The organism is Altererythrobacter sp. TH136, assembly GCF_007065885.1.
Classification (GTDB): Bacteria; Pseudomonadota; Alphaproteobacteria; order Sphingomonadales; family Sphingomonadaceae; genus Tsuneonella.
Genome location: NZ_CP041409.1, coordinates 2,548,504 through 2,572,650, shown reverse-complemented (window position 1 = coordinate 2,572,650; position 24,147 = coordinate 2,548,504). Strand labels below are relative to the sequence as shown.

The following is a 24,147-nucleotide window of genomic DNA, read 5'->3' as shown; positions in this document are numbered from 1 at the left end:
TCACCTCAAATCCGCTCAGCCTGCGCCACGGCGTCGCTGGCGCGCAGCGCGCTGACGATGCGCGTCAGGTGCGCCAGGTCCTGCACATCGAGTTCAACCTCGTAGGTGGTGAACGGGGGGTCAGTCTGGGTCTGCTCCAGCGCGACGACATTGGCGTGGTTCTGCGCGTACAGGCCCGCCATCTCGGCCAGCGTGCCGGGGCGGTCATACAGCGTTGCCCGCACCCGCCCGACCGCGCCGTGGCTGCGCTTGCCCCACGACAGGTCGATCCAGTCGGCGTCGATCCCGCTGGCGAGTTCCAGGCAATCGATCGTGTGGACCTCCACCGGCTCGCCCGACTTGCGCAAGCCGACGATCCGATCGCCCGGCACCGGGTGGCAGCATTCGGCCAGGCTGAACCCGACTCCGGGCGTGAGCCCGCGGATCGAGATGGCGCGTTCCTGCCGCGGCCATGGTTCCTGCAGTTCGACGCCGGCGGTGCTGCCGGGCACCAGCGCTTCCATCACCTCGCGGTCAGGCAGCTTATTGGCGCCGATGATATACATCAGCTCGTCCTCATCCTCGAGATCCAGCCGTTTGACCGCTTCGCGCAGCGCCTTCTTGCCGATCTTGACCGGCAGCCGCGCGGCGATCTCGTCGAACAGCTTTCGGCCCAGCGCGGCGACCTCGTCGCGCTCCTTCAGCCGCACCGCCCGGCGGATCGATGCGCGCGCCTTGCCGGTGGTGACGAAGCTGAGCCACGACAACTGCGGCTCGGCCGCCTTGCCCTTGATGATCTCCACCACGTCGCCGTTATTGAGCACCGTGCGCAGCGGCATGTGCCGCCCGTTGATCTTGGCGCCCACGGTCTGCGCGCCAAGATCGGTGTGCACCGCGAACGCGAAATCGACCGGCGTCGCGCCCTTTGGCAGCTGGAACAACGCGCCCTTGGGGGTGAAAGCGAAGATGCGGTCCTGGTAGATCGCCATCCGCGTATGCTCGAGCAGTTCCTCGGCATCGTGGCTGGCATCGACGATCTCGATCAGATCGCGCAACCAGCCGACCTGGCCATCGGGCTTGTCGCCCTGCTTGTACGCCCAGTGCGCGGCCAGGCCGAATTCGTTGGTCCGGTGCATCGCGCGGGTGCGCACCTGGACTTCCACCCGCATCGAGTTTTCATAGATGAGGCTGGTGTGCAGCGAGCGATAGCCGTTGGTCTTCGGCGTGGAGATATAGTCCTTGAAGCGCCCCGGAATGAACTGCCACGTCGTGTGCAGCACCCCCAGCGCGCGGTAACAATCGGCATCGCTTTCGGTGATGACCCGGAAGGCCATGATGTCCGTCACTTGTTCGAAATTGACGTGCCGTTCGGCCATCTTGCGCCAGATCGAATACGGGTGCTTTTCGCGGCCCGATACCTCGACCTTCAGCCCCGCTTCGGCCAGCGCCTGCTTGATCGCCAGCGCGATGGCATCCACCTGGCCGCCGTCGGCACTGCGGATCTGCGCCAGGCGGCCGGTGATGGTGGCGTAGGCTTCCGGCTCGATTTGTTCGAACGCGAGAAGCTGCATCTCACGCACGTATTCGTACATCCCAACCCGCTCGGCCAGGGGGGCGTAGATGTCCATCGTCTCGCGCGCGATGCGCTGGCGCTTTTCCGGTGACTTGATGAAATGGAGCGTCCGCATGTTGTGCAGCCGGTCGCCCAGCTTCACGAGCAGCACGCGAATGTCCTCGCTCATCGCGAGCAGGAACTTGCGCAGGTTCTCCGCCGCCCGCTCGTTCTCGGGCATCGCCTCAATCTTCGACAGCTTGGTAACGCCGTCGACCAGTTGCGCGACTTCGCTGCCGAAATTGATCTCGATGTCGCCAATCGTCGCCAGCGTATCCTCGACCGTGTCGTGGAGCAGCGCGGTGATGATCGTTTCCTGATCGAGCTTCAGGTCGGTCATCAGGCCAGCCACCTCGACCGGATGACTGAAGTACGGGTCCCCGCTTGCGCGCTTCTGCGTGCCGTGTTTCTGCACGGTATAGACATAGGCGCGGTTCAGCAGCGCCTCGTCGGCGTCCGGGTCGTATTCCTTGACCCGCTCTACCAGTTCGTATTGCCGCAACATCTCGCACCCTGATGTGAGGAATGCGCGAACAGGAGCAAGCCTTTTCGTCGACGGGGGGCCGCATGCCGGACGCGGCGCCCCCTGGAAAGAAGCTGGCTCAGTCCTTCTTGAGCACCAGCTTGTCGACCGTGACCGTAGTTACAGCGTGGTAACCCGGACGCGTTGTGGCGTAGATGCGACGCGCCAGTGGCTGGCCCCACTCGCCCTCACCCATCAGGGTCTCGAACAACGGCGCGACGAACTTGCGGCGGCCGACCCGGGCCAGGAATTGCTCCGCCAGCGGGACGGCGGGTTCGTAGCGATTGGCGAGAGCCAGCTGGAGCCATGCGAACAGGACTTCGTCGTTGCCCTCGTTCGACAGGCCCAGCGCCTGGTCCAGCGCGCCAAGCTGGGCCGCAGTGCGCTCGCGCGGCAGCTTGGCCATGAACCGCAGACGTTCGGCCGTGGTCCACTTTGCCCAGGCAGCTTGCGGCACCCCGCCGCCGGTGCCGTAGGCCGCGGCGGCAGCATCGACCTCGGCAAACGCGGCGGGGTTCGGCCGCACCGCATTGGCCGGCAGGCCCGGCTGGTAGATCCATTCGTCGAGCATCAGGCGCTGCGCCAGCGCAGGGTCGTTGCCGACAAGGTTGGCCTTCATGTCAGCCAGGATCATCGCGCTGGTGGCGGGCTGGAACGCGTGGTTGTCGAACCACTGGCGCAGCCAGGCATCGAACCGGGGGCGGCCGACGATGGTTTCGACGGTCCGCATGAACACCGCGCCCTTGTCGTAGATTACTCCGCCCAGCCCGGCGTCGGGCCCGGCCACGCTGTCGGGCAAGTGCAGCGCGGTCTCCGGGTTGTCGGGACCGGCCTTGGCCAGCTCGCCCTCCATCTCGGCAAAGCTCAACGCCGCTTCCTGGCTGGCGCGGCGGGGACCGTACAGCGCCTCGATGATGCGGTTCTCGAAATAGCTGGTGACGCCTTCGTTCAGCCAGCTGTCGGACCAGTTGGCGTTGGTCACCAGATTGCCGGACCACGAGTGCGCCAGTTCGTGTGCGATCAGGCCGTTGAGGCTGCGGTCGCCGGCGATGAAGGTCGGCGTCAGGAAGGTGAGTGTCGGGTTTTCCATCCCGCCGTAGGGGAAGCTCGGCGGCAGCACGATCATGTCGTAGCGGCCCCAGCGGTACGGACCGTATAGCTTCTCCGCAGCCACAACCATCTTCTCGGTATCGGCGGTTTCGTGATGCGCCGCGGCCAGGGTGGCCGGTTCGGCCCACACCCCGGTGCGCGGGCCGATCTCACGGAACGCGATGTCGCCTGCCGCGATCGCGATCAGATACGGCGCGACCGGCTTGTTCATTGCATAGGTGAACGCGCGGCGATCGCCGAGGTCTTCCGTCTCGCCCTGCTTCAGGCCCGACATCACCACCGTCAGCGGCTTGGGTGCGGTGATCCGCGCGCGCCAGGTCTGGCGAATGCCGGGGCTGTCTTGCGTCGGGATCCATGTGCGGTTGAGGATCGCCTGGCCCTGGCTGAACAGGAACGGCTGCGCCTTGCCCGCGGTCTGCTCAGGAGCAAGCCACTGCAGCGCCTCGGCGCCGGGGGCGGCGGTGTACTGGATGGCGATGCGCCGGCGCTCGGCTCCCGGTCCGATGGCGATGGTCAGCGGCGCGCCCCGGCCCTCGACCGACTGGCCGACGGTGAACGGCAGTTCCGCGCCGCCGCCATCGGTGACGCGGCTGATCTGCAAGCCGCGATCGTCCAGGACGACCTCGGTCGCGCCGGGCGCGGTGAGGAGATCGAGTGTCGCGGTGCCGCCCACCGTCTTGGCAGCGAAGTCGAGCGCGAGATCGAGGTCGACGTGCGTGACCCGTGCGACTTCTGGCCGGGCATAGGTCGCCGTGTCGCGGGCGTCCGTACTGGTCAGGATCGGCGCCACCATGGTCTGGGGAGGCGCGTCAGGCGTCATCGTCGTGCACGCCGCGGTCGATGCGAGCAGCAGAAGGGCGGCAAGACTACGCATGAAATTCTCCGAATTATGTTGGTGCAGCCGCGGGTCATCGCGCGGCGGCGCAGTAAGTGGTCATCGCGCGCGAGTGCGGTTCAGCTCCACACCGCCTCGGGCGGAAGGCTCATCAGGATGGCATCGATGTTGCCGCCCGTCTTGAGGCCGAACAACGTGCCGCGATCGTAGACGAGGTTGAACTCGGCGTAGCGCCCACGCCACTCCAGTTGCTGAAGCTTCTCCTGAGGGGTGAACTCAGCGCCCATACGGCGCCGGACGATGCGCGGGAACACGTCGAGAAATGCCCTTCCGACATCCTGGGTGAAAGCGAAGTGCCGCTCCCATGCGGCGTCGTCCGCGCAATCGAGGTGATCGTAGAAAATCCCGCCCACGCCGCGATGGACCCCGCGATGCGGGATATAGAAGTAATCGTCCGCCCATTTCTTGAACTGGTCGTAGTACGTGGGATTATGCCCGGCGCACGCGGCGCGGAACGCGGCGTGAAATTCCGCCGTGTCGTCATCATAGGGAAGCGGCGGGTTCAGGTCCGCCCCGCCCCCGAACCACGCCTTGCTGGTGGTCAGGAAACGGGTGTTCATGTGGACCGCCGGCACGTGGGGATTGGCCATGTGCGCGACCAGGCTGATCCCGGTGGCGGTGAAGCCCGGATCCTCTTCGCTCGCGCCGTTGATCGTGGCCGCGAAACCCGGCGCGAAGTTGCCGTGTACGGTGGACACGTTGACCCCGACCTTCTCGAACACCTGCCCTTTCATCACTCCGCGCGTGCCGCCACCGGGGGAATCGTTGCCCTCCTCCTCACGTGCCCAGGGCGTGTACTCGAACGAAGCGTCCGACCCGGCTTCGCGCTCGATCGCCTCGAACGCAGCGCAGATCTGGTCGCGCAAGTCTTCGAACCAGACTTTCGCGCGGGCGGTGTGGGGGGTCCAGTCAGTCATGCGCGACACCCTTGCCAAGCCGAATCGACTGGGGCAAGAGCGCGGCATGGTTCCCCTTTCGTTCGCCACCCTTGCCTTCGCTAACGAAGAATTCGCGATCACGCAGGGCCGCGCGCTGTACTGGCCGCGGGAACGGGCTTTGCTGGTGGCCGACCTCCACCTGGAAAAAGCCAGCTTCTTCGCGCGTCACGGCCAGCTGCTGCCCCCTTACGACAGCCGCGAAACGCTGGAGCGGCTGGCGCTGGCGATCCGCGAAACCGGCGCGCGACGGGTCTATACGCTGGGCGATAACTTCCACGATGCGCGCGGGGCATCCCGGCTGGAACCGCACGCCGCCGGCATGCTCGCCGCCCTGACCCGCGTCACCGACTGGGTCTGGATCACCGGCAATCACGATATCGACAAGGTCAGCGGCGCGGCGGAGGCAGCGGCGGGCGGCACGATGGCGAACGAACTCGTCATCGCCGGCCTGGTCCTGCGTCACCGCGCGAAAGCAGGCGAGACGCGGCCCGAACTGTCGGGCCACTACCACCCCCGGCTGCAGCTCACGGTTCGTTCGCGGCGCATCCGCCGGCCGTGCGCGGTCGTCAGCGCGGACGGACGCGGCTCTGGACGGATGATCCTGCCGGCCTTTGGCGCGCTGACCGGGGGCATGAATGCGGCCGATCCGGAAATTCTTAAGGCGCTTCAGCCAGCGCGGACGATTGACGCGGTGGTGCCAGCCGGTGGCAAACTCGCCACATTCCCCCTGTGGCGTGCGGCGGCCTAGGCGCAGCCTCTTCCGTATCTGACGATTCGCGCCTAAGTAGAACGTCACTCTAATGGCATTTCAGGAGAACGCCCCATAGCTCGTCCCCCCCGGCGCATGCTGGCCCCGCCCGTCAAGAGCGGCCCGCGCTTTGATAATCTGATCCAGTCCGACAAGGTTCGCGTCATCGACGAAAACGGTGAGAACCTCGGCGTGATGTACACGCGCGAAGCGATGGAACAGGCCAACGAGATTGGCCTTAATCTGGTCGAGATCTCGCCAAACGCCGATCCGCCAGTCGCGAAGTTCCTCGACGTCGGCAAGCACCGTTACGAGGCGCAGAAAAAAGCCAACCAGGCGCGCAAGACTCAGAAAACGCAGGACATCAAAGAGATCAAGATGCGTCCGAACATCGACGATCACGATTACGATGTGAAAATGCGCAACGTGAAGAAGTTCATCGAGGAAGGCGACAAGGTCAAGATGACCCTGCGTTTCCGCGGACGTGAAATGGCGCACCAGGAACTCGGCATGGACCTGTTGAAACGGGTGCAGGAAGACACCGCCGAGATCGCCAAGGTCGAAGCATACCCGCGCCTTGAAGGGCGCCAGATGCTCATGGTGATCTCTCCGAAGTAAGCTGACGAATGCCGGATCCGGCTTGCGCCTGGTCCGGCTTCGCTGCCCCCGAGGGAGCCGTGGCGTGAAAAGAGCCGTGAGCTGCGCGGTGGCCCTAGCAGCGTTGCTGCTAACCGCATGCGAGCAGAAACATCCCGCGCCATCTGACGAGTTGAAGGCGATCACCGGGGAAGAGCCTTCCCCGCCAAGGGGCACCCAGCCCGCATCACCGACTCCCGCACCGCCCTCTCCGGTGCCGCCCAATCCGGCCGTCTCGCCGGATGCCGTTCCCGGCGAGAACGATGGCCGGCCTGTTATCGCTCCTGCAACGCTTACCCTTGCTGCCGCGAGGTCGGAAACGGGCGCACGGGCCAACCTGCTGGCGTGGGCACGCGGGATCGAACTGCGCGAATTCGATCAGGCGTGGGCGCTGATGGGCGATGCGGCCAAGGCAGAGCTTTCGAAACAGCAGCTCAACGCACTGTTCCATCCGCTCCGCGACCTTGCCGTCACGGTGCCTGCCGGCCGGATGGAGGGAGCTGCAGGATCGACCTACTACACGGTGCCGGCAACGGTCACCGGCGCGCGTTCGGACGGCAGTCGAGCGACGCTGACAGGTGAGTGATCCTGCGCCGGGTCAACGACATCGACGGCGCGACGCGCGAACAGCTCGCCTGGAAGATCGTGTCGATGCGACTGTCCCCCGTCTGAGCGCGCCACGCTCCTGTGGTGGGGCAGGTTGCCCTGCCGGGCGGTTGCGATAGAACAGCCTCCGGGCATGGAGGGGCAAGACCGATGACAGCACGACGGATCGGCCTCGTCACCGGGGTGCTGGCATTCGTGCTCACCCTGTTGCTGCCGCCGCCCGCAGGTATGCCGGCCGAGGCATGGCTGGTCGCAGGCCTTGTCGTGTGGATGGCCGCATGGTGGATGACCGAGGCGCTGCCGCTCACCGCCACCGCGCTCCTGCCATTCCTGGTGCTGCCGATGGCCGGGGTGATGAGCGCGAACGAGACCGCCAGCCAGTATTATTCCCCGATCCTGTTTCTCATCCTGGGCGGCGCGTTCATCGCGCTCGCCATCGAACGCACCGGGCTGCACGCACGGCTTGCGCAAGGTCTTTTGCGGGTCGTCGGGAACGGCGGCAGCCAGCATCGTCTGCTGTTCGCGTTCATGGCGGCTGCGGCCATCCTCAGTATGGTCATATCGAACACCTCGACCGCCCTGATCATGATGCCGATGGCACTCGCGGTGCTCGCCAGCGGAGGGTCGGAGGAAGTCACTCAGACCGGCCTGTCAGGGGCGCTGCCGATGGGGATCGCCTTCGCCGCCTCGATCGGCGGACTCGGCACGATCGTGGGATCGCCGACCAACGCCATCGCCGTCGGACTGATCGCGGAGCTGACCGGCGTGCGCATCGGGTTCGCGCAGTGGGCTTCGTTCGGGGTTCCGGTGGTGCTGATCGCGACACCGCTCGCGGCCTGGATCGTCGGCCAGGTGCACCGGGTCGCCGAACACCCGTTCGATGTCACCGGCGCCCGCGCAGCCATCCACACCGACCATAGCTGGACGGTGCCGGAGCGGCGGCTGCTTCCCTTGATCATGCTCGCGTTCGGACTGTGGATGGCGCAACCGCTGCTTGAACCGCTCGTCCCTGCGGGCGCGCTGACCGATGGGACCATCGCGGTGTTCTGCGGGACGCTCCTGTTCGTGCTGCCCGACGGTACCGGGCGGCCGATGCTGACCTGGAGCGAGGCCGATCGCGCGCCATGGGGCGTCATCATGATGTTTGGCGGCGGACTGGCATTGGCCGCCGGAATGAGCGAATCGGGATTTGCGGCATGGCTCGGCCAGTCGCTGCTGGCGCTGAGCAGCGTGCCGCTCATCATCGTCGCGTTGGCGGTCGTCGCCCTGATGATCGCCATCACCGAATTCGCCAGCAACGTCGCGACCGCGAGCGCGATCATGCCGGTGGTGGCGAGCCTTGCGGTGGCGCTCGGCGCTGATCCCGTGCTTCTCGCGCTGCCGGCGGCTCTCGCAGCCAGTTGGGGCTTCATGCTGCCCGCCGGCACGGGGCCCAATGCGATCGCCTGGGCGACGGGACGGATCGCCCTGCCGCGTATGCTGGCCGCGGGCGCGGCGCTGGATGTCGCGGGCGTGTTCCTGCTGATCGGCGCCGTCTGGGGCGTAGCGGCGCTGGGGGCGTGAGCGCAAGCGGCCGATGGTTGCGGTTGAAATCATCGCCGCCGCACCGTAATCGCTCCGGCGACCGTCGAGCCGGCGGAGATGCGTCCTGCGGAGGTTAGGACACGAGCGCCCCGGCCCCTCATTCTCGTGCTCCCCGCCTCCCTGGGAGCGTTGGTCCTGAGGAAGCATCGCATGTCCGACCCTACCCCCACTCGCAAGCCCAAGGCGGCCGTCACCCGCATCGGCGACCACGAACTGAAGCCTTCCACCTTGATGATGGGTGCGGGATACGATCCCGCGCTGTCCGAAGGCAGCCTGAAGCCGCCGATCTTCCTCACTAGCACCTTTGCGTTCGAGAACGCCGCCGCTGGCAAGCGCCACTTCGAAGGCATCACCGGCAAGCGGCCCGGCGGCGCGGAAGGGCTGGTCTATTCCCGCTTCAACGGACCCAACCAGGAGATCCTCGAGGCGCGCCTGTCGATCTGGGATGGCGCGGAGGAGACGCTGTGCTTCTCAAGCGGCATGACCGCCATCTGTGTGCTGCTGCTGACGTTCTGCTCCGCGGGCGATGTCATCGTGCATTCGGGGCCTCTCTATGCCGCCAGTGAAGGGTTCGTGGCAAAGCACATGAGCCGGTTCGGCGTGACCTATGTCGATTTCCCCGCGGGTGCCGACCGCGCCGAACTGGACGCCGTCATGGCCAAGGCCAAGGCGCTGGCGGACAGCCAGGGCGGCAAGGTGGCGATGGTTTACCTCGAAAGCCCCGCCAACCCGACCAATGCGCTGGTCGATGTCGAGGCCGTGCGCGATGCGCGCGACGCCGCGCTGGGCACCGACTGCCCCATCGCGATCGACAACACGTTTCTGGGGCCGCTGTGGTCCCGTCCGCTCGATCACGGGGCCGACATCGTGGTCTACTCGCTGACGAAGTACGTCGGCGGTCATTCGGACCTCGTGGCCGGCAGCGTATCGGGGGCCAAGAAATGGCTCACCCCGGTGCGCATGTTGCGCAATACCATGGGCGGCATCGCCGATCCCAACACCGCCTGGATGCTCCTGCGCAGCCTGGAGACCGTAGAGCTCAGGATGGACCGGGCCGGACAGAACGCAGCCAAGGTCTGCGATTTCCTTGCCGGGCATCCCAAGGTTGAGAAGCTCGGTTACCTCGGCATGATCGACGATCCCCGCCAGCATTACATCTTCGATCGCCATTGCATGGGCGCGGGAAGCACCTTCTCGGTGTTCATCCGGGGCGGCGAGGCGGAGTGTTTCCGTTTCCTGGATGCGCTGACGATCGCGAAACTCGCTGTCAGCCTGGGCGGGACCGAGACGCTTGCCAGCCACCCCGCCTCGATGACGCACCTGTCGGTTCCGGACGAGCGCAAGACCGCGCTCGGCATCGCGGACAACCTGGTGCGGATCAGCATCGGCATCGAGGATCCCGAAGACCTGATTGCCGACTTCGCTCAGGCCCTCGACGCGGTCTGAGCGGGCGGCTCCCCGCCTTTCCGGAAACGTGCGGCGTCCGCACCGTGTCCGGGAAGGCGGCGGGAGCCAATCGCCGTCAGCCCTTCCATACGCGCCTTTCCTCAGCCTGACGAAGGATGTCGTAGGCCAGTTGCAGCTTCTGGAATTCGGCCGCAGCCGCGGCATCGCCGGGTTTAAGATCCGGGTGCACCTGTTTGGCTTTTTCGCGCCAGGCTTTCTTGATCGCTGCGAAGTCCGCGTCAGCTTCGACCCCGATGATTTCGAGGGCCCGCATCTCGTCAGCGCTGCGGCTGCCGTCGCCGCTGCCCGACCATCCATAGTGCGCGGATTCTGCGTATCCGTCGTTATCGCGCTTCTCGGTGCGCGCCCGCTCGGCCGCCTCTTCCTTGCTGAGGCCTTCGAAATAGTCCCACTTGCTGTTGTATTCGGCCGCATGCCGCTGGCAGAAATACCATCTTTCGGGGGTGTTGGGGCTTTTGGGCGCGGGACAGTTGCCCGGATCCTCGCACCCGTGACGATCGCACAGCCGCACCGTCGTTGTTTCACGGCTACCGCCATAACCCCGCCAGCGGGGGAAGCCCCAGTCGCTTGAGCGCCGCGCGCCGGTCATGTGGGATTTCCGATTGTCATCGTGGCCGACCTAGGCGGTGCCACCGGCAATTGAAAGCGAACGAAGGGATTTTGTTGCAATGCAACATCAAAGTCCCTAATTGAAACCTGTCATGCGCAAGATGAGCTCTCAACTGATGATCGCCGCGGTCGCCTCGACGCTCGCGATGGCTTCGCTCGCCTTGGGATCACCCGCGCTGCACGGCGGGGGCGGGAACGGCGCGGGCGCACTGCCCTCGTTGGGTGGGCTGCCCGCGCCGTCCATCTTCCTGCGTTAGTTCACCACCACCGATACGGCGCGGCGGTTCTGAGCCCACGAGGCATCGTCCGAACCGAGCGCGACGGGGCGTTCCTTGCCATAGCTGACGGTGTTGATGCGGCTGGCCGCGACGCCGAGGCTGACCAGGTAGTTCTTCGCCGCGTTCGCTCTCCGCTCACCGAGCGCAAGATTGTACTCGCGCGTGCCGCGCTCATCGGCATGCCCTTCCACCGTGATGGCCAGTTGCGGATACTGGTTCAGATACGCCGCCTGGGTCTGCAGCGCGGCAGCGTCGGCGCTGTCCACGTTGTATTGGTCGGTGTCGAAATAGATCACGTTCTGGCCGTTTACCGCGTTCACGAAGTGCCCTTGAGTGCCGAGCACCGCCGCACCGCCGCTATCGCCGCCCAATGATCCTGAACTGGTGGAGGTCGGCACGGGGTCCGGCGGAAGAGAAGCGGGGGGCTCCTTCTTGCACGCGCCCAGCACGGCGGTGCCGGCCAATAGCGCGGTGATGACGATGCGACGGTTCATGGTGTTCTCCTGATTGAAATCGTCGGTCGGTGCGACCCGTGCTCCCCTGATGGGAATGCTCTTACGGCAGGATTGGTCCCCATGCCGGGTCCGACGCGTCCACCGGAGTGGGCAGCCGGCGTTCGTTGCGGCCGGTCAGATCGACCTGGTACAGCGCGGCCTTGCCGCTCCCCCGCTCGGTGCGGAAGAACTGGATCACGCGGCCATTGGGGGACCACGTCGGCGCCTCGTCCTGCCACCCACTAGTCAGCGTGCGCACGCCGCCGCCGGACGGGTTCATAACGGAAATGCGGAAGTTGCTGGCATTGGTGAATGCGATCTGGTCACCGCGCGGGCTCCATTCCGGGGTCGCGCACCGTCCGCCGCCAAAGCTGATCCGCCGCTGGTTGGACCCGTCCGCGTTCATGACATAACATTGCTGAGTGCCCGACCGGTCGCTTTCGAACACGATCTGGCGGCCGTCGGGTGAATAGGAGCCGCCGATGTCGATCCCCGGCGTGGTGGTCAGCCGGATGCTTTGTCCGCCTGATGCCGGCACGCGGTAGATGTCGGTGTTCCCCGCCACGGCCATCGAATACAGCACCCACTGCCCGTCCGGCGACCAGCGCGGGGCGAAAGTGGGGTTGGTGGACTGCGTCACCAGCGTCTGCCGCCCGGTGCCGATGTCATAGACATAAATGCGCGGGTTCTTGTCGACGTAGCTGAGGTACATCAGCTTGCGGTAATCGGGCGAGTAGCGCGGGGTCAGCGCGGTCGCCCGGCCGTTGGTGATGAAGCGGTGGTTCGCCCCGTCCGAATCCATGATCGCCAGGCGCTTCACCCGGTTATCCTTGGGACCGGTCTCGGCGATATAGGCGATGCGGCTGTCGAAGAACGGGCTCTCACCCGACAGGCGCGAATAGACGAGGTCCGCGCACTTGTGCGCCGCGCGCCGCCAGTCGACCGGCTGGACCACCCAGCCCGCGCGCGCCAGTTCCTTCTGCAACTGCACATCGTAGAGATAGCAGCCCACGGTCAGGCGTCCGTCGGCGCCCGCGCGGACGTATCCCTCCACCAGCATTTCGGCACTGCGGCCGGACCACGTGGCCCAGGCGGGCGCGGTGATCTCGCCATAAGTCGGCTGCGGCAGGGAGCCCGGACCGACCGGCTTGAACAGTCCGTTGTTCCTCAAATCGTTGAACACGACCTGCGCCAGTTCGCGGCCCAGCGCCACGGTGCCCCCCGCGTTCGCGGGGGTCGGAGCCTGGCGGTCGGTGGCGAAAGCGGGGATCGCGATGCCGAGGTCTTCCAGATTACCCTCGAAACTCACCGAGCCTGACAGCCCCTCCTCCTCGGTCGTCTCGACGGGGGTGTCGGCAGGCGGTTTCTGCCCCAGATCCTGCGCAGCCAGCGGCAGCGCGGTGGTCAGCAGCAGAAGGGTGGCGAGGGTTTTGATCATTGGGCCAGTTTCCAGTCAAATCCAAAGGGTCCGACGAGCTTCCACGCGTCGTAGTATTCGTCCGGCAGGTCGAACGGCGCCGCCAGTTGCACGGCACGGATCGCTTGTTCGGCATGGCGTCCGGCCTGTGCGCGATTGGTATCGTTGATTCCGGTCTGCCGGACCAGTTCCGGGCGTCCCTGCAGGCTGCCATCGGTGTTGAGCCGGAAGCGCAGGTACGTGGTGATCTGGTCCACGTCAGGCCCGTCTGGCGGCTGCCACCTGGGCTTGATCTCCCGCGCGATCGACTGGACCAATGACGCCTTGGCGCTGGCGCCGATCTGGCTTGCCGGAACGCGCGTTTCGCGGGTGGCGGTGCTGGTGCCGGCGCCCGGCAGAAAGTCCGCGCCAATCCGGCTGCCGCCCGCCGGCTTGGGAGTGGAACGGGACTGGCTGGCAGGCGCATCGGGCCGCCGACGCGGCTCGCTGGACGGTGCGGCGGGCCGTGCTTGCGGCGCGGAGGTGGAACGCGCGACCGGCTTCGCTCGGGGCGCGGTGGTCGCACGCGGAACCGGCTTTGGCTGCGGCACCGCAGCGGCCCGCGGAACGGGCCTCGGCGCAGGAGCCGGGGCGGCGACCGGTTGAGGCCGCTCGATCGGGGTTGCGGTCGCCGGTTGCGGCACCGCCTCTGCCGGCGGCGCAGGCTCAGGAGCAAGCATCGGCGCGACAGCGGCGGCGCTTTCCGGCACGGGCTCGGGCGCGGTGGCCTCCAGGCCCACGTCGGTCGCGAGGTTGACCGTCATCTTCTCGGTCGGCGGAATCAACGTGCGCTTCGCCGGCTGCACCAGCAGCGCCGCTCCAAGGGCAAGATGCAGCGCCAGGGCGATTCCCAGTCCCAGGCGCTCCTCGCGGCGAAGATTGGCGAAAATCATCGGTATCGCCGCGCTATGGGGCCGACACTGAACTGTTGGTGACCAGCGAGATTGAATTGAACCCGCCCCGGTTCAACTCCCCCATCACCGCCATGACACGGCCGTAATCCAGTTCCTTATCCGCACGCAGCGTCACCACCGGCGGTTCGCCGCCGCTTGCATTCAACTGCGCCAGCGCATCGGGAAAGCCGCCGACCGCCACGCGCTCCTTGTCGATGAAGATGTACCCGTCGCGGTCGATCGACACGGTCACCTGCTCAGGATTCTGGTCGATCGGGTTGGCCCGGCTGTCAGGCAGTTCGATCGGCACGCCCGCGGTCAGCAGCGGCGCGGTCACCATGAAGATGATCAGCAGCACCAGCATCACATCGACCAGCGGAGTGACGTTGATCTCCGCCATCGGCGCACGGCCACGCCGCCCGCGTTTCTTCGCGTGCAAACCCATCGCCATCAGAGCGTCTCGATCTCTCGGCTGAGGCTCGCGTGGAAGCGGTCGGCGAAGCGCTGCAGCCGTCCTTCCAGACCGTTCACCGAGTGGCTGAAACGGTTGTAGGCGATCACCGCCGGGATGGCGGCGAACAGGCCGATCGCGGTGGCGAACAGCGCCTCGGAGATACCCGGAGCGACCACCGCCAGCGACGAGTTCTGCTGCTGCCCGATGGAAAAGAAGCTGTTCATGATGCCCCAGACCGTGCCGAACAGGCCGACGAACGGCGCGACGGAGCCCACCGTGGCGAGGAAGTTCAAACGGTTCGACAGTTCGTCCGCTTCAGACGCGACCTGGCTTTCCATGGTCGCCGCCAGGCGCTGGCGCAGGCCGTCGCGATCAGCGACGCGGCCGCCTTTCACTGAGTGGCGCCATTCTCGCATGCCGGCGGCCGCGACCCGGGCGCTGGCGATGTCCTTCTTGCCGCGCTCCTTCATCAAGGTGTCGAAGCTGTCGGCGTGCCAGAAATCGTCCTCGTATTCGCGGCAGCGCTTGCGCACCGCCGACATGCGGAACGAGAAGCTGACGATGATCATCCAGGTCCAGATGCTCGCCAGCAGCAGGCCCAGCATCACGGCCTGGACGACGATGTCGGCGTCCAGGAACAACTGTACGGGATCGAGCCGCGTGGGCACGGCGGCGGCCGCGGCAAGAAGCGATAGGTCGGTCATTCAGGTCTTTCTGCAAATTGTGCAAAGGCGGCGCGCCATTCGGCCCGCTGGCGCCGGGGCCGCCCGGCGGGATCGATGAAGCCGACGCGGACGGATTGCTCGGCGATCAGCTCACCATCCCGGGTGGCGCGTTGTTGAATGCGGACGCTGGCCGCGCCGAGATCGAGGCAACGAGTCTCGATGATGACGGTGTCATCCAGCCTGGCCGGCCGCACATACCGGATGGCAAGGTCTGCCACGGCATAGGCGCCCTCACCCGCTTCGACCGCGCTGCGCTGGTCGATCTTGAGCAGCCGCAGCAGGTCGCTCCGCGCGCGTTCGAACCAGCGAAGGTAGTTGGCGTGGTACACGATCCCCGAAAGATCGGTGTCCTCGTAATACGCGCGCACTGCATACAGGTGACGCGGGCCGTCGATCAGACCACCGGGTAGCGATAGGTTAACCGTCATTGGCAGCGGCCTTAGCCGCAGCGCGACTCCGCTGGCAACTAACGAAGGTCAGCGCGTGGCGTTCAGCCGATCATCCGCCCCAGCGGGCGTCCGCCGAAGATATGCGCATGCAGGTGAGCGACTTCCTGCCCCCCGTCACGGCCGATATTGTACAGCACGCGGTAACCGTTCTCGACCAGTCCCGCGTCGCGCGCCACTTGCCCGATGGCCCGGGCAAAGCCCGCAATCTCGCCATCGGACGCGCGGGCGGAGAAATCGTCCCAGCTGACGTAAGCGCCGCGGGGGATCACCAGGATATGCACCGGCGATTGCGGCGCGATGTCGTGGAATGCGACCGCCCATTCATCTTCGTACACGCGGGTGGACGGGATCTCGCCGCGCAGCAGCCTGGCGAAGATATTCTGGTCGTCGTACGGCGCGGTGGGATCAATCGGCATCAGGCACTCCTGGCGGCTTTTTCATCGAGGCCGGAAGTCCCCTCCCGCCGGTCCAGCTCGGCCAGCACGTCGGCCAGCGGCACGCCCTTCTCGCCGAGCAGGATCAGCAGGTGGAACAAGACGTCCGCCGCTTCGCCGACGAGCTCGGCCCGATCGCCCGCCAGCGCGGCGATCACCGCTTCGACCGCTTCCTCTCCCAGCTTGCGCGCAATCACGGGCAAGCCGCGCGCGTGAAGCTGCGCAACATAACTGGAACCGGGCTCGCCCGAGCCGAGGCGCTGGGCGATGGTGCTTTCGAGGCGGGTCAGGGTATCCACCCGCCGTGCATGGCGGGAGGCGACCGGTCAGGTCAAGCCGTCAGTCGCGCCGCCGGCGCGCGCCGCGGCGACCAACGATCACGCCGAGCACCCCCAGTCCGAACAGTGCCAGGCCCGAAGGTTCGGGCACCGCCGTTCCCGCCGCCATGGCCGGCGACGCGATGAAGAGAACTACGAGAGAAATGGCGATCCGCATGGCTGAGGACCAAGGCTCGCATCGCGGTGGCTTGCCAATGGTGTTGTGGACGGCGTCCCGCCACGGGACGGGTCAGGCGCGCGCAGGCAATCCGGCAGCGCGCAAGGCGGCGTGTGCCTCGCCGATCGTGTGCTTGCCGAAGTGGAAGATCGAGGCCGCGAGCACGGCGCTGGCGTGCCCCTCCACCACCCCGTCGACCAGATGCTGCAACGAGCCCACCCCGCCGCTGGCGACGACCGGGACCGGCACCGCATCGGCGATCGCCCGGGTCAGGGCCAGGTCGTAGCCCGCTTGCGTCCCGTCTCCATCCATCGAGGTCACCAGCAACTCGCCCGCCCCCAGACGCGCCAGATTGATCGCGTGGTCCACCGCATCGATGCCGGTCGCGCGGCGCCCGCCGTGGGTGAAGATCTCCCACCGCTCGCCGCTTCGCCGCGCGTCGATCGAGGCGACGACACACTGGCTGCCGAAGCGCGCGGCGACATCGCCCACCACCTCAGGGCGCGCGACGGCGGCCGAATTCACCGCCACCTTGTCGGCCCCGGCCAATAGCAGCGCCCGGGCGTCGTCCACCGACCGCACGCCGCCGCCCACCGTAAGCGGCATGAAGCACACCTCGGCAGTCCGGCGAACGACATCGAGCAGCGTGCCCCGCCCTTCGTTGCTGGCGGAAATGTCGAGGAAGCACAGCTCGTCGGCCCCCGCTGCGTCATAGGCCCTGGCCTGCTCCACCGGATCGCCGGCGTCCTGCAGATCGACGAAGTTGACGCCTTTCACCACCCGCCCGTCAGCCACATCCAGGCACGGGATGACGCGGATGCGAACGGTCACGCGCGGTTCGCCATCGCGATCGCGGTCGCAAGGTCGAGCCGCCCGTCGTACAACGCCCGCCCGGTGATCACGCCTTCGATCCCGTCGCTGGCGTAGAGGGACAGCAAGTGGATGTCGTCGATCCCCTTGACCCCGCCACTGGCGATCACCGGAATATCCACCCGCCGGGCAAGTTCAACCGTCGCGTCGATGTTGACGCCTTTCAGCAAGCCATCGCGGCCGATATCGGTAAACAACAGCGCGGCCACTCCCGCGTCCTCGAACCGGCGCGCGAGATCGGCTGCGGGAACGTCCGACACCTCCGCCCAGCCCTCGGTCGCGACCATCCCGTCACGCGCGTCGACCGCGACCACGACGCCGCCGGGGAACGCGCCGGCCATATCGCGCACGAACTGCGGGTCTTTCAGCGCCGCGGTACCCATGACGACGCGCGCCACGCCCAGGTCAAACCAGCCTTCGACCGCCGCGCGGGTGCGGATGCCGCCGCCAAGCTGCACATATCCGGGAAATTTGGCCACGATGGCCTCAACCGCGGCGCGGTTCTCGGCCTGGCCCGCGAACGACCCGTCAAGATCGACCACATGGAGGTGTTCAGCCCCCGCATCGGCAAACAGCGCCGCCTGCGCCGCGGGATCGTCGCCATAGACGGTGGCGCGATCCATGTCGCCTTCGGCCAGGCGCACCACCTGGCCGGATTTGAGGTCGATGGCGGGGAATACGATCATGGCGGCGCCGCTATCACCGCCGCCCGCGGTCGTCACGCGGGCAAATTCTACGATGGCACGAATGCGCTCTTGGGAACGTGCGTTATCCGGCAGGCCAGATCAGCCTCGCCGCTTGCGACGACGAAGTGGTCGCCGGCGTCAACGATGCCGGTGGTGAAGACCACATCGCGCACGTACATCTGGTGCTCGATCGGCCGGGTCAGGTCCGGGTTTGCCTCGATCAACGGGGGGTGACTGGTGGCGAGCACCTTCCACGGCTCATCCGGGTCCAGCAGCGACCAGTACGTGCGATAAATGCCGACGATCTCCTTGGGCTCCACCCCATGCCACAGGCTCAGCCAGCCGCGTCGCCCCGCGATCTCGGTCAGGACCGGCGGGGTGCCGCCGCCGATCCGCGCGGTCGCGGCCGTGCCGGCATGGGGCCGGATCGCGGGCTCGATATGCGGCTTCCAGTGGAGCGCGTCCGGGCTGGTGGCGTGGTTGATCGATGGCCCCGCGTGCCACTCGCTGCCGGGTGGATAGGCGAAGAACAGCTGTCCCAGCGGCCGGGTCTGCGCCCAATACTGATCATCGATCAGGCCTTCGAAGATCAGCATGTCCTTGTTCTGGTGATCGAGCGCGATCCCTTCGAACCGCCAATCGAGCGCATCGCCCGAGCTGTAGAGGGTCGTCGAGTGCCGCTCCGGGCTGACCGAGCAGGTGGTCATCAGGTAGCGTTCGCCAACCTTGCTGATCCGCGCGTCCTCCACGCCATAGCACTGATAGCTGCCCGCCGGCGCAATCGCCTTGTCATAGTGGATCGCCACCCGCTCCAGCCCGTCAGGCGTCAATTCGACCGGCAGCAGCCACGACAGCGAGGTCAGCGCCATGACCTTCCAGCCATAGCCCCGCAGCTCGAACTTGCGCGGGTCCGCGGTGTCGGCGAACTGGAGCGGCCACGCGTCGAGCACGAAGCGACCGCCTCTGCCATCGCTATCCCAGCGGATGGCATGGACGTTGCCGTCCCGCACCGGCTGACGCAGCGCTTCCGCCACCCGGACCATCATCAGCAGGTTGCCGTTCGGCAATCGGGTCAACGCCGGGTTGAACGCGCCGAGCACATAGGTCTCGGCGTCCAACTGACCCGCGAGCGGCGATTGCGCGAGGTCGATATCGTCCGGCGTCAGGATCAACCGGTCGACTGCAAAGCTCATTCGTCGGACACGCGCTGGGTCATGGCAAGCTGCATCACCACCGCGCGGCGCGGCTGCGTCAGCATGAAGTGCACCGCCACGGCGATGTCCTCGGCCCGCAGCATCTTATCCTCGTTGATCATCTCGCGCTGCTTGTCGGCCGGGATGTCGGGGTACTGGAAGTCGGCGCCGGTCAGCCCGGGTTCGATCAGGCCCACCTTGATCCCCTTGCTCCCCAGCTCCTTGTGCAGCGCTTCGGCAAAACCCTGGATGCCCTTCTTCATGCCCGCGTAGACCGAGCCGGAGCCGCCCAGGCTGTGCGCGCTCATCGATCCGATCAGGACCAGGTTGCCCTTATCCTTCAGGTGCGACACCGATTTGTGCGCGCTCATCACGTAAGCGGCATAGTCCGTGGCAACCGCGTACCACGCGTCTTCCTCGCTGGTGGTGGTCAGCCCATCGACCGGGACGGCGGCATTGATGATCGCGATGTCATAGCTGCCCAGCCGCTTTTCCGCCTCGGTGAAGAAGCGATCGAGGTCCTCGCGCTTCGCAAGGTCGAGCGCGATGCCGTCACCCTTGCCGACCTCGTTGATCCGCTCCAGCCCGTCCTTGAGGTGCTGCTCGTCGCGCCCGCAGGTGAAAATCTCGACACCTTCGCTCGCCAGCAGGACCGCGATCGCGCGGCCGATGCCGGTGGTGCCCCCGGTGATGATCGCCTTGCGTCCTTTCAGGGACGGCATCTCGGTATGCGCGTCGGACAGGTTCTTGGGATCGGCATCAGCCATCGGCAGGTCTCCTTTTGCAGTTAGCAGGGAGACGCATCGCACCGGCCGGCCGTTCCCGCCGGTCAGGGGCTCCAGCCGAGGAACCGCTCGAGCAGCCGCAATCCGTATGCCTGGCTTTTCTCCGGGTGGAATTGCACGCCCAGGATGTTGTCCCGCGCCACGGCGGCGACCAGTCCCCCGCCGTGGTCGGTCATCGCGGCGACATCGCGGCCTTCGTCGCACGCGAAGTGGTACGAATGGAGAAAGTACGCCTCCCCCGGCTCCACCAGCATGGCCCCGTCGCGGTGAGGCATCGGGCGGACTTCGTTCCACCCCATATGCGGGACCTTGAGCGCCGGATCGGTGCGTTCGATCGGCAGGACTTCGCCTGCGATCCAGCCCAGGCCGTCGGTGTCCCCGTGTTCCCGGCCGCGCGTTGCGAGCAGTTGCATTCCCACGCACACGCCCAGGAACGGGACGCCGTCGGTGAGAACCCGCTCTTCCAGCGCCTCGACCAGGCCGGGGATCGCGGCGAGGCCTTCCGCGCAGGCGCGAAACGAGCCTACCCCGGGCAGCACGATGCGCCGCGCACCGCGCACCAGGTCGGGATCGGCGGTGACGTGGACATGTTCGGCCCCGGCGGCCTTCAGCGCGTTGTGGACCGAATGGAGATTGCCGGCGCCGTAATCGATCAGCGCGATGGCTTCAGACATGCGAAGGGCCTGTAAGGGAAGCCTCAGCCACCAAGCTGACCCTTCGTGCTGGGAATGGCCCCGCCCTTGCGCTCGTCGCGCTCGACCGCCTGCCGCATGGCGCGCGCGAAGCCCTTGTAAATCGCCTCGCACACGTGGTGGTTGTTGCTGCCGTACATCAGTTCGACATGCAGCGTGATCCCGCAGGCTTGCGTGACCGAATGAAACCAGTGCTCGATCAGCTCGGTATCCCATTCGCCCAGCCGCGGCTGGCTGAAGCCCGCGCGCCACACGAGGTATGGCCGCCCGGAAATGTCCAGCGCCACCCGCGCGAGCGTTTCGTCCATCGGCGAATAGGCCTGCCCGTAACGGCCGATCCCCGCCTTGTCGCCAAGCGCCTGCCCCAGCGCCTGGCCCAGCGCGATCGCGCTGTCCTCGGTCGTGTGGTGCTGGTCGACGTGAAGATCGCCCTGCACGCGCATCGTGACGTCGATCAGGGAATGGCGGCTGAACTGTTCGACCATGTGATCGAGAAAGCCGATGCCGGTCGATACCGAGTATGTGCCGTTGCCGTCGAGATTGACCTCGACCAGAATGGCGGTTTCGCTGGTGGTGCGTTCTATCCGGCCGGTGCGCATGGCGGCGGATATACGCGGCAAGCGCCGCCGTGCAAGCGTTCGCCGGTTTAGGTTTCCGGCTTGACCGAGCCGCGCGGCCAAGCCACCACGCGGGCGATGACCGACGATATGCCAGACAGCCTGATCCCTTACGACGAGATCGTGCAGGAAGCGCTGCGCGCGGTCGTCGGACGGGTGCTCGGTGAAGTGCAAACGACGGGCGGCAGCCTGCCGGGCAACCACCACTTCTACATCACCTTCAAGACCGGTGCCCCGGGCGTCTCCATCCCGCCGCATTTGCGCGAGCGCTTCCCGGACGAGATGACGGTGGTGCTGCAGAACAAGTTCTGGGACCTGAAGGTGGACGACGATGGGTTCAGCGTCGGCCTGACGTTCAACCAGGTACCCGCCAAGCTGGAAATCCCGTTCGGCGCGATCACCGCGTTCGTCGATCCGGCGGTCGATTTCGGGCTGCAATTCCAGGCAACCGTCGCCGACATGATGCCCGAAACGCACGACGAGGCGGAGAATGACGGGTCGGAACGCAGCGGCGGACCCACCGTTACCGAAAGCGACGATGGATCAAACGTCGTGACGGTCGATTTCGGCCGCAAGAAATAAGCACGGCGGCGTCGTTGCCGCCCCATGGGGATACGGCAATGGCGCGAACGCGCGAAACGGCACCACCCAGCAAGAAGACTGAAGCGGCCGGCGGGATTACCGACGCGGGCGCCCAACTGGTCGCCAAGGCCACGGGCAGCAGCACCTCTGTTCCGGGCCCCAGCCCCAATCCGGCGACCAACCTGATCATCCAGGATATCGCCCTGCGCGCCGGTGGCCGCCTGGTGCGTCACACCATGGAGAAAGGCCTGCTTCATGGCCGCTTCGGCCAGGGCACGGCAAAGGCCATCGTTGAGAACCGGTCGCTGTCGAATACGCTGGTCAGCGCGCTGCTGGCGCGGCTGGCCACGCGCTCGCTGCCGGGCGCGGTGGTGATCGGCGGGGGCCTGGCGGTGAAAACGCTCTACGACCGCAGCCGCACCAAACGCCAGGCGCGCCGTTCCGGCGACCGGACGCTGCGGAAGATGGCGGAGGATTGAGCGCGGCTTCCGGGTTGATTTATTAGGCCGGCCTGGCGCACTTGCGGGCGATGACCGGCGACCGAACTCCTGCCAACACTCTCAAGCGCCGCGGACTGATGTTCGTGCTGTCCTCGCCATCGGGCGCGGGCAAGACGACCATCTCGCACATGCTGCTGGCAGCAGACCCCGAGATCAAGCTGTCGGTCTCGGTCACCACAAGGCCAATGCGGCCCGGCGAGCGCGACGGGGTCGATTACCACTTCGCGACCGACTCGGAATTTGATCGGATGGTGGCGGACGACGATTTCTACGAATGGGCGCACGTGTTTGGTCATCGCTACGGCACGCCCAAGGGGCACATCCGCAGCGGGCTGAAGGACGGGCAGGACTGGCTGTTCGACATAGACTGGCAGGGCACCCAGCAGCTGATCCAGAAGGACAAGCAGGACGTGGTTGCCGTTTTCATCCTGCCACCCAGCATCGATGAACTGCGCCGCCGGCTCGAAACCCGCGCGCAGGACAGCGCGGCGGTGATCGACGCGCGGATGGATCGCGCCCGGGCCGAGATCAGTCACTGGGACGCGTACGATTATGTCGTCATCAATGACGACGTCGACGCCTGTTTCGCCAAGGTGCGCGAGATCCTGCATGCCGAGCGCCGGAAGCGGCGGCGCCAGACGGGGCTGATCGATTTCGTTCGCGCGATGATGGGCTGAAACGCGGAGGGCCTGGTCCCACCGGGAAGATCTACCGCGGCGACCGGTTTATCGCCCTCGGGGAACACCAGGCAGCGCCGGGCATTTTCACCATCACGTCGCGGGGACGTATTGTCGCACCGCGCGAAGCAGGAAATCACGACATGAAAAAGAAGGTCCTCATCGCGCTCGCCTTGTCCAGCGGGCTGATCCTGTCGGCATGCAACGCTGTTCGCGGCGCCGCCAATGATGTCGAGTCGGTTGGCGACTGCGTCGACGGTCAGCCGGGTAACTGCTAACTGGTTCGCAGCGGCCGGTGCTCAGGGAATTACCCTAACTCACCGGCCGCTGCAGCAAACGAGCGTTAAAGTCCGCCCGCCGGATCGGCGAAGTGCGTTGGCAAGTGCGCGTTGACGATGCCGCCGTCGACGGTCAGCGTTTCCCCGATCGTGTAATCGCCTGCGCGGCTGGCGAGATAGACCGCGCTGCCCCCCATGTCATACTTGTCACCCACCCGCTTGTTCGGAATGCCCTTTGACGACTGCTCCTCGTGATCGCGCGCGACCTTGTTCATGCTTGAAGGGAACGCGCCTGGTGCGATCGCGGTGACATAGACGTGATCCTGCACCAGCCGCGCGGCCATGCGGCGGGTCAAGTGAATCAGCGCCGCTTTTGACGCCTGGTAGCTATAGGTCTCCCACGGATTGATCCGCAGGCCATCGACGCTGGCGATGTTGATCACCTTGCTCGGGCTGGCCTGGCTCGAATTCGCGGTCAGCAGCTTGTGTAGCTTCTGGGTCAGGAAAAACGGCGACTTGACGTTGAGGTCCATCACCTTGTCCCAGCCCGCTTCCGGGAAATCGAGGTAATCCGCGCCCCAGGCCGAACCGGCATTGTTGACCAGGATGTCGAGCCGGGTCTCACGACCAGACAGCTCCTCCACCAGCGCGTCGATGCCGCTCATGGTGGATATGTCGCCCTGGATGCCGATGACCTTGTCGCCCAGCTCGGCGCAGGTCTCCTCGATCTCATGGATCTTGCGCGCCGAAATATAGACCTTGTCGATCCCGGCGGCGAGGAAGCCCTCGACGATCATCTTGCCGATCCCGCGGCTGCCGCCGGTGACCAGCGCGACGCGCCCCTTGAGGCTGAACATGTCTTCGAGGGTCATTTCTCTCTCC

Annotated in this window: 30 protein-coding genes; 10 read left to right on the top strand and 20 right to left on the bottom strand. The window is 66.3% G+C overall.

The features are described 5' to 3' along the window. Positions 1-5 precede the first annotated feature (5 nt). The 3 genes from C0V74_RS12660 to hemF all read right to left on the bottom strand — a co-directional run bounded on the left by C0V74_RS12660 (position 6) and on the right by hemF (position 5,036). Positions 6-2,096, bottom strand: coding sequence for a bifunctional (p)ppGpp synthetase/guanosine-3',5'-bis(diphosphate) 3'-pyrophosphohydrolase (locus C0V74_RS12660; RefSeq protein WP_143252071.1), 2,091 nt, complete (start codon positions 2,094-2,096; stop codon positions 6-8). A 97-nt stretch (positions 2,097-2,193) separates the two neighbouring features. Continuing rightward, the gene (locus C0V74_RS12655; protein WP_143252070.1) at positions 2,194-4,098 is read right to left on the bottom strand and encodes a M1 family metallopeptidase; all 1,905 of its coding nucleotides are present in this window, start codon (positions 4,096-4,098) and stop codon (positions 2,194-2,196) included. 80 nt (positions 4,099-4,178) lie between these two features. Next, positions 4,179-5,036, bottom strand: a complete 858-nt coding sequence (hemF, locus tag C0V74_RS12650) for an oxygen-dependent coproporphyrinogen oxidase (RefSeq protein ID WP_131624970.1) — start codon at positions 5,034-5,036, stop codon at positions 4,179-4,181. A gap of 46 nt (positions 5,037-5,082) precedes the next feature. Between hemF and pdeM the strand changes: the two genes are divergently transcribed. The 5 genes from pdeM to C0V74_RS12625 all read left to right on the top strand — a co-directional run bounded on the left by pdeM (position 5,083) and on the right by C0V74_RS12625 (position 10,077). Beyond that, positions 5,083-5,805 carry a ligase-associated DNA damage response endonuclease PdeM gene (pdeM, locus tag C0V74_RS12645; protein WP_143252069.1) on the top strand — a complete coding sequence of 241 codons (723 nt, stop codon included), beginning with the start codon at positions 5,083-5,085 and terminating at the stop codon, positions 5,803-5,805. 96 nt (positions 5,806-5,901) lie between these two features. Then, positions 5,902-6,423, top strand: a complete 522-nt coding sequence (infC, locus tag C0V74_RS12640; protein WP_131624969.1) for a translation initiation factor IF-3 — start codon at positions 5,902-5,904, stop codon at positions 6,421-6,423. Between the two features lie 64 nt (positions 6,424-6,487). Next, positions 6,488-7,027: a hypothetical protein gene (locus C0V74_RS12635; RefSeq protein ID WP_143252068.1), complete on the top strand. Its 540-nt coding sequence runs from the start codon at positions 6,488-6,490 to the stop codon at positions 7,025-7,027. A 170-nt stretch (positions 7,028-7,197) separates the two neighbouring features. After that, a complete protein-coding gene (locus C0V74_RS12630) occupies positions 7,198-8,610 on the top strand; it encodes a DASS family sodium-coupled anion symporter (protein WP_143252067.1) in 1,413 nt (470 codons plus the stop codon). 171 nt (positions 8,611-8,781) lie between these two features. Beyond that, a complete protein-coding gene (locus tag C0V74_RS12625) occupies positions 8,782-10,077 on the top strand; it encodes a cystathionine gamma-synthase family protein (RefSeq protein ID WP_143252066.1) in 1,296 nt (431 codons plus the stop codon). Positions 10,078-10,153: 76 nt separating this feature from the next. Here the strand turns inward: C0V74_RS12625 and C0V74_RS12620 are convergent, their stop codons facing one another. Further along, on the bottom strand, positions 10,154-10,687 hold the full coding sequence (locus C0V74_RS12620) for a J domain-containing protein (protein ID WP_143252065.1): 534 nt from the start codon (positions 10,685-10,687) through the stop codon (positions 10,154-10,156). A 112-nt stretch (positions 10,688-10,799) separates the two neighbouring features. Between C0V74_RS12620 and C0V74_RS12960 the strand changes: the two genes are divergently transcribed. Beyond that, complete coding sequence (locus C0V74_RS12960; RefSeq protein WP_168194208.1) at positions 10,800-10,964, top strand: hypothetical protein; 165 nt, start codon at positions 10,800-10,802, stop codon at positions 10,962-10,964. Here the strand turns inward: C0V74_RS12960 and pal are convergent. The 15 genes from pal to hisB form a co-directional block, all read right to left on the bottom strand. Further along, entirely contained in the window at positions 10,961-11,479 is a 519-nt protein-coding gene (gene pal / locus C0V74_RS12615; protein WP_143252064.1) for a peptidoglycan-associated lipoprotein Pal, read from the bottom strand. The genes C0V74_RS12960 and pal overlap by 4 nt on opposite strands. Before the next feature lie 61 nt (positions 11,480-11,540). Then, a complete protein-coding gene (gene tolB / locus C0V74_RS12610; RefSeq protein ID WP_143252063.1) occupies positions 11,541-12,917 on the bottom strand; it encodes a Tol-Pal system beta propeller repeat protein TolB in 1,377 nt (458 codons plus the stop codon). Further along, the gene (locus tag C0V74_RS12605) at positions 12,914-13,828 is read right to left on the bottom strand and encodes an energy transducer TonB (protein ID WP_143252062.1); all 915 of its coding nucleotides are present in this window, start codon (positions 13,826-13,828) and stop codon (positions 12,914-12,916) included. The genes tolB and C0V74_RS12605 overlap by 4 nt, the downstream gene beginning before the upstream one ends. Positions 13,829-13,841: 13 nt before the next feature. Beyond that, positions 13,842-14,279, bottom strand: coding sequence for a biopolymer transporter ExbD (locus C0V74_RS12600; protein WP_143252061.1), 438 nt, complete (start codon positions 14,277-14,279; stop codon positions 13,842-13,844). Then, on the bottom strand, positions 14,279-14,986 hold the full coding sequence (tolQ, locus tag C0V74_RS12595) for a protein TolQ (protein ID WP_143252060.1): 708 nt from the start codon (positions 14,984-14,986) through the stop codon (positions 14,279-14,281). The genes C0V74_RS12600 and tolQ overlap by 1 nt, the downstream gene beginning before the upstream one ends. Beyond that, positions 14,983-15,435, bottom strand: a complete 453-nt coding sequence (locus C0V74_RS12590) for a YbgC/FadM family acyl-CoA thioesterase (protein ID WP_131624959.1) — start codon at positions 15,433-15,435, stop codon at positions 14,983-14,985. Before C0V74_RS12590 ends, tolQ begins: the two co-directional genes overlap by 4 nt. Positions 15,436-15,497: 62 nt before the next feature. Further along, a complete protein-coding gene (locus C0V74_RS12585) occupies positions 15,498-15,872 on the bottom strand; it encodes a histidine triad nucleotide-binding protein (RefSeq protein WP_143252059.1) in 375 nt (124 codons plus the stop codon). Next, the gene (locus C0V74_RS12580) at positions 15,872-16,189 is read right to left on the bottom strand and encodes a phosphoribosyl-ATP diphosphatase (protein ID WP_131624957.1); all 318 of its coding nucleotides are present in this window, start codon (positions 16,187-16,189) and stop codon (positions 15,872-15,874) included. Before C0V74_RS12580 ends, C0V74_RS12585 begins: the two co-directional genes overlap by 1 nt. A gap of 40 nt (positions 16,190-16,229) precedes the next feature. Further along, positions 16,230-16,337, bottom strand: coding sequence for a PEP-CTERM sorting domain-containing protein (locus C0V74_RS12575; RefSeq protein WP_246844889.1), 108 nt, complete (start codon positions 16,335-16,337; stop codon positions 16,230-16,232). Between the two features lie 120 nt (positions 16,338-16,457). Continuing rightward, on the bottom strand, positions 16,458-17,216 hold the full coding sequence (gene hisF / locus C0V74_RS12570; RefSeq protein WP_143252057.1) for an imidazole glycerol phosphate synthase subunit HisF: 759 nt from the start codon (positions 17,214-17,216) through the stop codon (positions 16,458-16,460). Beyond that, positions 17,213-17,941: a 1-(5-phosphoribosyl)-5-[(5-phosphoribosylamino)methylideneamino]imidazole-4-carboxamide isomerase gene (gene hisA / locus C0V74_RS12565; RefSeq protein WP_143252056.1), complete on the bottom strand. Its 729-nt coding sequence runs from the start codon at positions 17,939-17,941 to the stop codon at positions 17,213-17,215. Before hisA ends, hisF begins: the two co-directional genes overlap by 4 nt. A gap of 47 nt (positions 17,942-17,988) precedes the next feature. Continuing rightward, on the bottom strand, positions 17,989-19,134 hold the full coding sequence (locus C0V74_RS12560) for a glycosidase (RefSeq protein ID WP_143252055.1): 1,146 nt from the start codon (positions 19,132-19,134) through the stop codon (positions 17,989-17,991). Beyond that, on the bottom strand, positions 19,131-19,901 hold the full coding sequence (locus C0V74_RS12555; protein WP_143252054.1) for an SDR family oxidoreductase: 771 nt from the start codon (positions 19,899-19,901) through the stop codon (positions 19,131-19,133). The genes C0V74_RS12560 and C0V74_RS12555 overlap by 4 nt, the downstream gene beginning before the upstream one ends. Before the next feature lie 62 nt (positions 19,902-19,963). Further along, the gene (gene hisH, locus C0V74_RS12550; protein WP_143252053.1) at positions 19,964-20,593 is read right to left on the bottom strand and encodes an imidazole glycerol phosphate synthase subunit HisH; all 630 of its coding nucleotides are present in this window, start codon (positions 20,591-20,593) and stop codon (positions 19,964-19,966) included. A 23-nt stretch (positions 20,594-20,616) separates the two neighbouring features. Further along, a complete protein-coding gene (gene hisB / locus C0V74_RS12545) occupies positions 20,617-21,210 on the bottom strand; it encodes an imidazoleglycerol-phosphate dehydratase HisB (protein WP_143252307.1) in 594 nt (197 codons plus the stop codon). A 96-nt stretch (positions 21,211-21,306) separates the two neighbouring features. On the opposite strand from hisB, the gene C0V74_RS12540 reads away from it, so the two are divergent. The 4 genes from C0V74_RS12540 to C0V74_RS12525 all read left to right on the top strand — a co-directional run bounded on the left by C0V74_RS12540 (position 21,307) and on the right by C0V74_RS12525 (position 23,265). Next, a complete protein-coding gene (locus tag C0V74_RS12540) occupies positions 21,307-21,810 on the top strand; it encodes a ClpXP protease specificity-enhancing factor SspB (RefSeq protein ID WP_143252052.1) in 504 nt (167 codons plus the stop codon). 38 nt (positions 21,811-21,848) lie between these two features. Beyond that, on the top strand, positions 21,849-22,289 hold the full coding sequence (locus C0V74_RS12535) for a hypothetical protein (RefSeq protein WP_143252051.1): 441 nt from the start codon (positions 21,849-21,851) through the stop codon (positions 22,287-22,289). A 50-nt stretch (positions 22,290-22,339) separates the two neighbouring features. After that, positions 22,340-22,987, top strand: a complete 648-nt coding sequence (gmk, locus tag C0V74_RS12530; RefSeq protein ID WP_143252050.1) for a guanylate kinase — start codon at positions 22,340-22,342, stop codon at positions 22,985-22,987. A 143-nt stretch (positions 22,988-23,130) separates the two neighbouring features. Then, on the top strand, positions 23,131-23,265 hold the full coding sequence (locus tag C0V74_RS12525; protein ID WP_131624948.1) for an entericidin EcnA/B family protein: 135 nt from the start codon (positions 23,131-23,133) through the stop codon (positions 23,263-23,265). 65 nt (positions 23,266-23,330) lie between these two features. On the opposite strand, the gene C0V74_RS12520 is transcribed toward C0V74_RS12525, so the two are convergent. After that, on the bottom strand, positions 23,331-24,137 hold the full coding sequence (locus C0V74_RS12520) for an SDR family NAD(P)-dependent oxidoreductase (protein ID WP_143252049.1): 807 nt from the start codon (positions 24,135-24,137) through the stop codon (positions 23,331-23,333). Positions 24,138-24,147 lie beyond the last annotated feature (10 nt).

Bases quoted from the DNA above. Each gene is read 5' to 3' on its own strand.
- C0V74_RS12630 (WP_143252067.1), top strand. From the start codon at position 7,198: ATGACAGCACGACGGATCGGCCTCGTCACCGGGGTGCTGGCATTCGTG.
- C0V74_RS12625 (WP_143252066.1), top strand. From the start codon at position 8,782: ATGTCCGACCCTACCCCCACTCGCAAGCCCAAGGCGGCCGTCACCCGC.
- tolQ (WP_143252060.1), bottom strand. From the start codon at position 14,986: ATGACCGACCTATCGCTTCTTGCCGCGGCCGCCGCCGTGCCCACGCGG.
- hisB (WP_143252307.1), bottom strand. From the start codon at position 21,210: ATGCGCACCGGCCGGATAGAACGCACCACCAGCGAAACCGCCATTCTG.
- C0V74_RS12535 (WP_143252051.1), top strand. From the start codon at position 21,849: ATGGCGCGAACGCGCGAAACGGCACCACCCAGCAAGAAGACTGAAGCG.
- C0V74_RS12620 (WP_143252065.1), bottom strand. From the start codon at position 10,687: ATGACCGGCGCGCGGCGCTCAAGCGACTGGGGCTTCCCCCGCTGGCGG.
- pal (WP_143252064.1), bottom strand. From the start codon at position 11,479: ATGAACCGTCGCATCGTCATCACCGCGCTATTGGCCGGCACCGCCGTG.
- gmk (WP_143252050.1), top strand. From the start codon at position 22,340: ATGACCGGCGACCGAACTCCTGCCAACACTCTCAAGCGCCGCGGACTG.
- C0V74_RS12660 (WP_143252071.1), bottom strand. From the start codon at position 2,096: ATGTTGCGGCAATACGAACTGGTAGAGCGGGTCAAGGAATACGACCCG.
- tolB (WP_143252063.1), bottom strand. From the start codon at position 12,917: ATGATCAAAACCCTCGCCACCCTTCTGCTGCTGACCACCGCGCTGCCG.
- C0V74_RS12585 (WP_143252059.1), bottom strand. From the start codon at position 15,872: ATGCCGATTGATCCCACCGCGCCGTACGACGACCAGAATATCTTCGCC.
- C0V74_RS12560 (WP_143252055.1), bottom strand. From the start codon at position 19,134: ATGAGCTTTGCAGTCGACCGGTTGATCCTGACGCCGGACGATATCGAC.
- C0V74_RS12520 (WP_143252049.1), bottom strand. From the start codon at position 24,137: ATGACCCTCGAAGACATGTTCAGCCTCAAGGGGCGCGTCGCGCTGGTC.
- pdeM (WP_143252069.1), top strand. From the start codon at position 5,083: ATGGTTCCCCTTTCGTTCGCCACCCTTGCCTTCGCTAACGAAGAATTC.
- C0V74_RS12555 (WP_143252054.1), bottom strand. From the start codon at position 19,901: ATGGCTGATGCCGATCCCAAGAACCTGTCCGACGCGCATACCGAGATG.
- hisA (WP_143252056.1), bottom strand. From the start codon at position 17,941: ATGATCGTATTCCCCGCCATCGACCTCAAATCCGGCCAGGTGGTGCGC.
- C0V74_RS12960 (WP_168194208.1), top strand. From the start codon at position 10,800: ATGCGCAAGATGAGCTCTCAACTGATGATCGCCGCGGTCGCCTCGACG.
- C0V74_RS12600 (WP_143252061.1), bottom strand. From the start codon at position 14,279: ATGGCGATGGGTTTGCACGCGAAGAAACGCGGGCGGCGTGGCCGTGCG.
- C0V74_RS12655 (WP_143252070.1), bottom strand. From the start codon at position 4,098: ATGCGTAGTCTTGCCGCCCTTCTGCTGCTCGCATCGACCGCGGCGTGC.
- C0V74_RS12575 (WP_246844889.1), bottom strand. From the start codon at position 16,337: ATGGCGGCGGGAACGGCGGTGCCCGAACCTTCGGGCCTGGCACTGTTC.
- C0V74_RS12605 (WP_143252062.1), bottom strand. From the start codon at position 13,828: ATGATTTTCGCCAATCTTCGCCGCGAGGAGCGCCTGGGACTGGGAATC.
- hemF (WP_131624970.1), bottom strand. From the start codon at position 5,036: ATGACTGACTGGACCCCCCACACCGCCCGCGCGAAAGTCTGGTTCGAA.
- C0V74_RS12590 (WP_131624959.1), bottom strand. From the start codon at position 15,435: ATGACGGTTAACCTATCGCTACCCGGTGGTCTGATCGACGGCCCGCGT.
- infC (WP_131624969.1), top strand. From the start codon at position 5,902: ATGCTGGCCCCGCCCGTCAAGAGCGGCCCGCGCTTTGATAATCTGATC.
- C0V74_RS12525 (WP_131624948.1), top strand. From the start codon at position 23,131: ATGAAAAAGAAGGTCCTCATCGCGCTCGCCTTGTCCAGCGGGCTGATC.
- C0V74_RS12540 (WP_143252052.1), top strand. From the start codon at position 21,307: ATGACCGACGATATGCCAGACAGCCTGATCCCTTACGACGAGATCGTG.
- hisH (WP_143252053.1), bottom strand. From the start codon at position 20,593: ATGTCTGAAGCCATCGCGCTGATCGATTACGGCGCCGGCAATCTCCAT.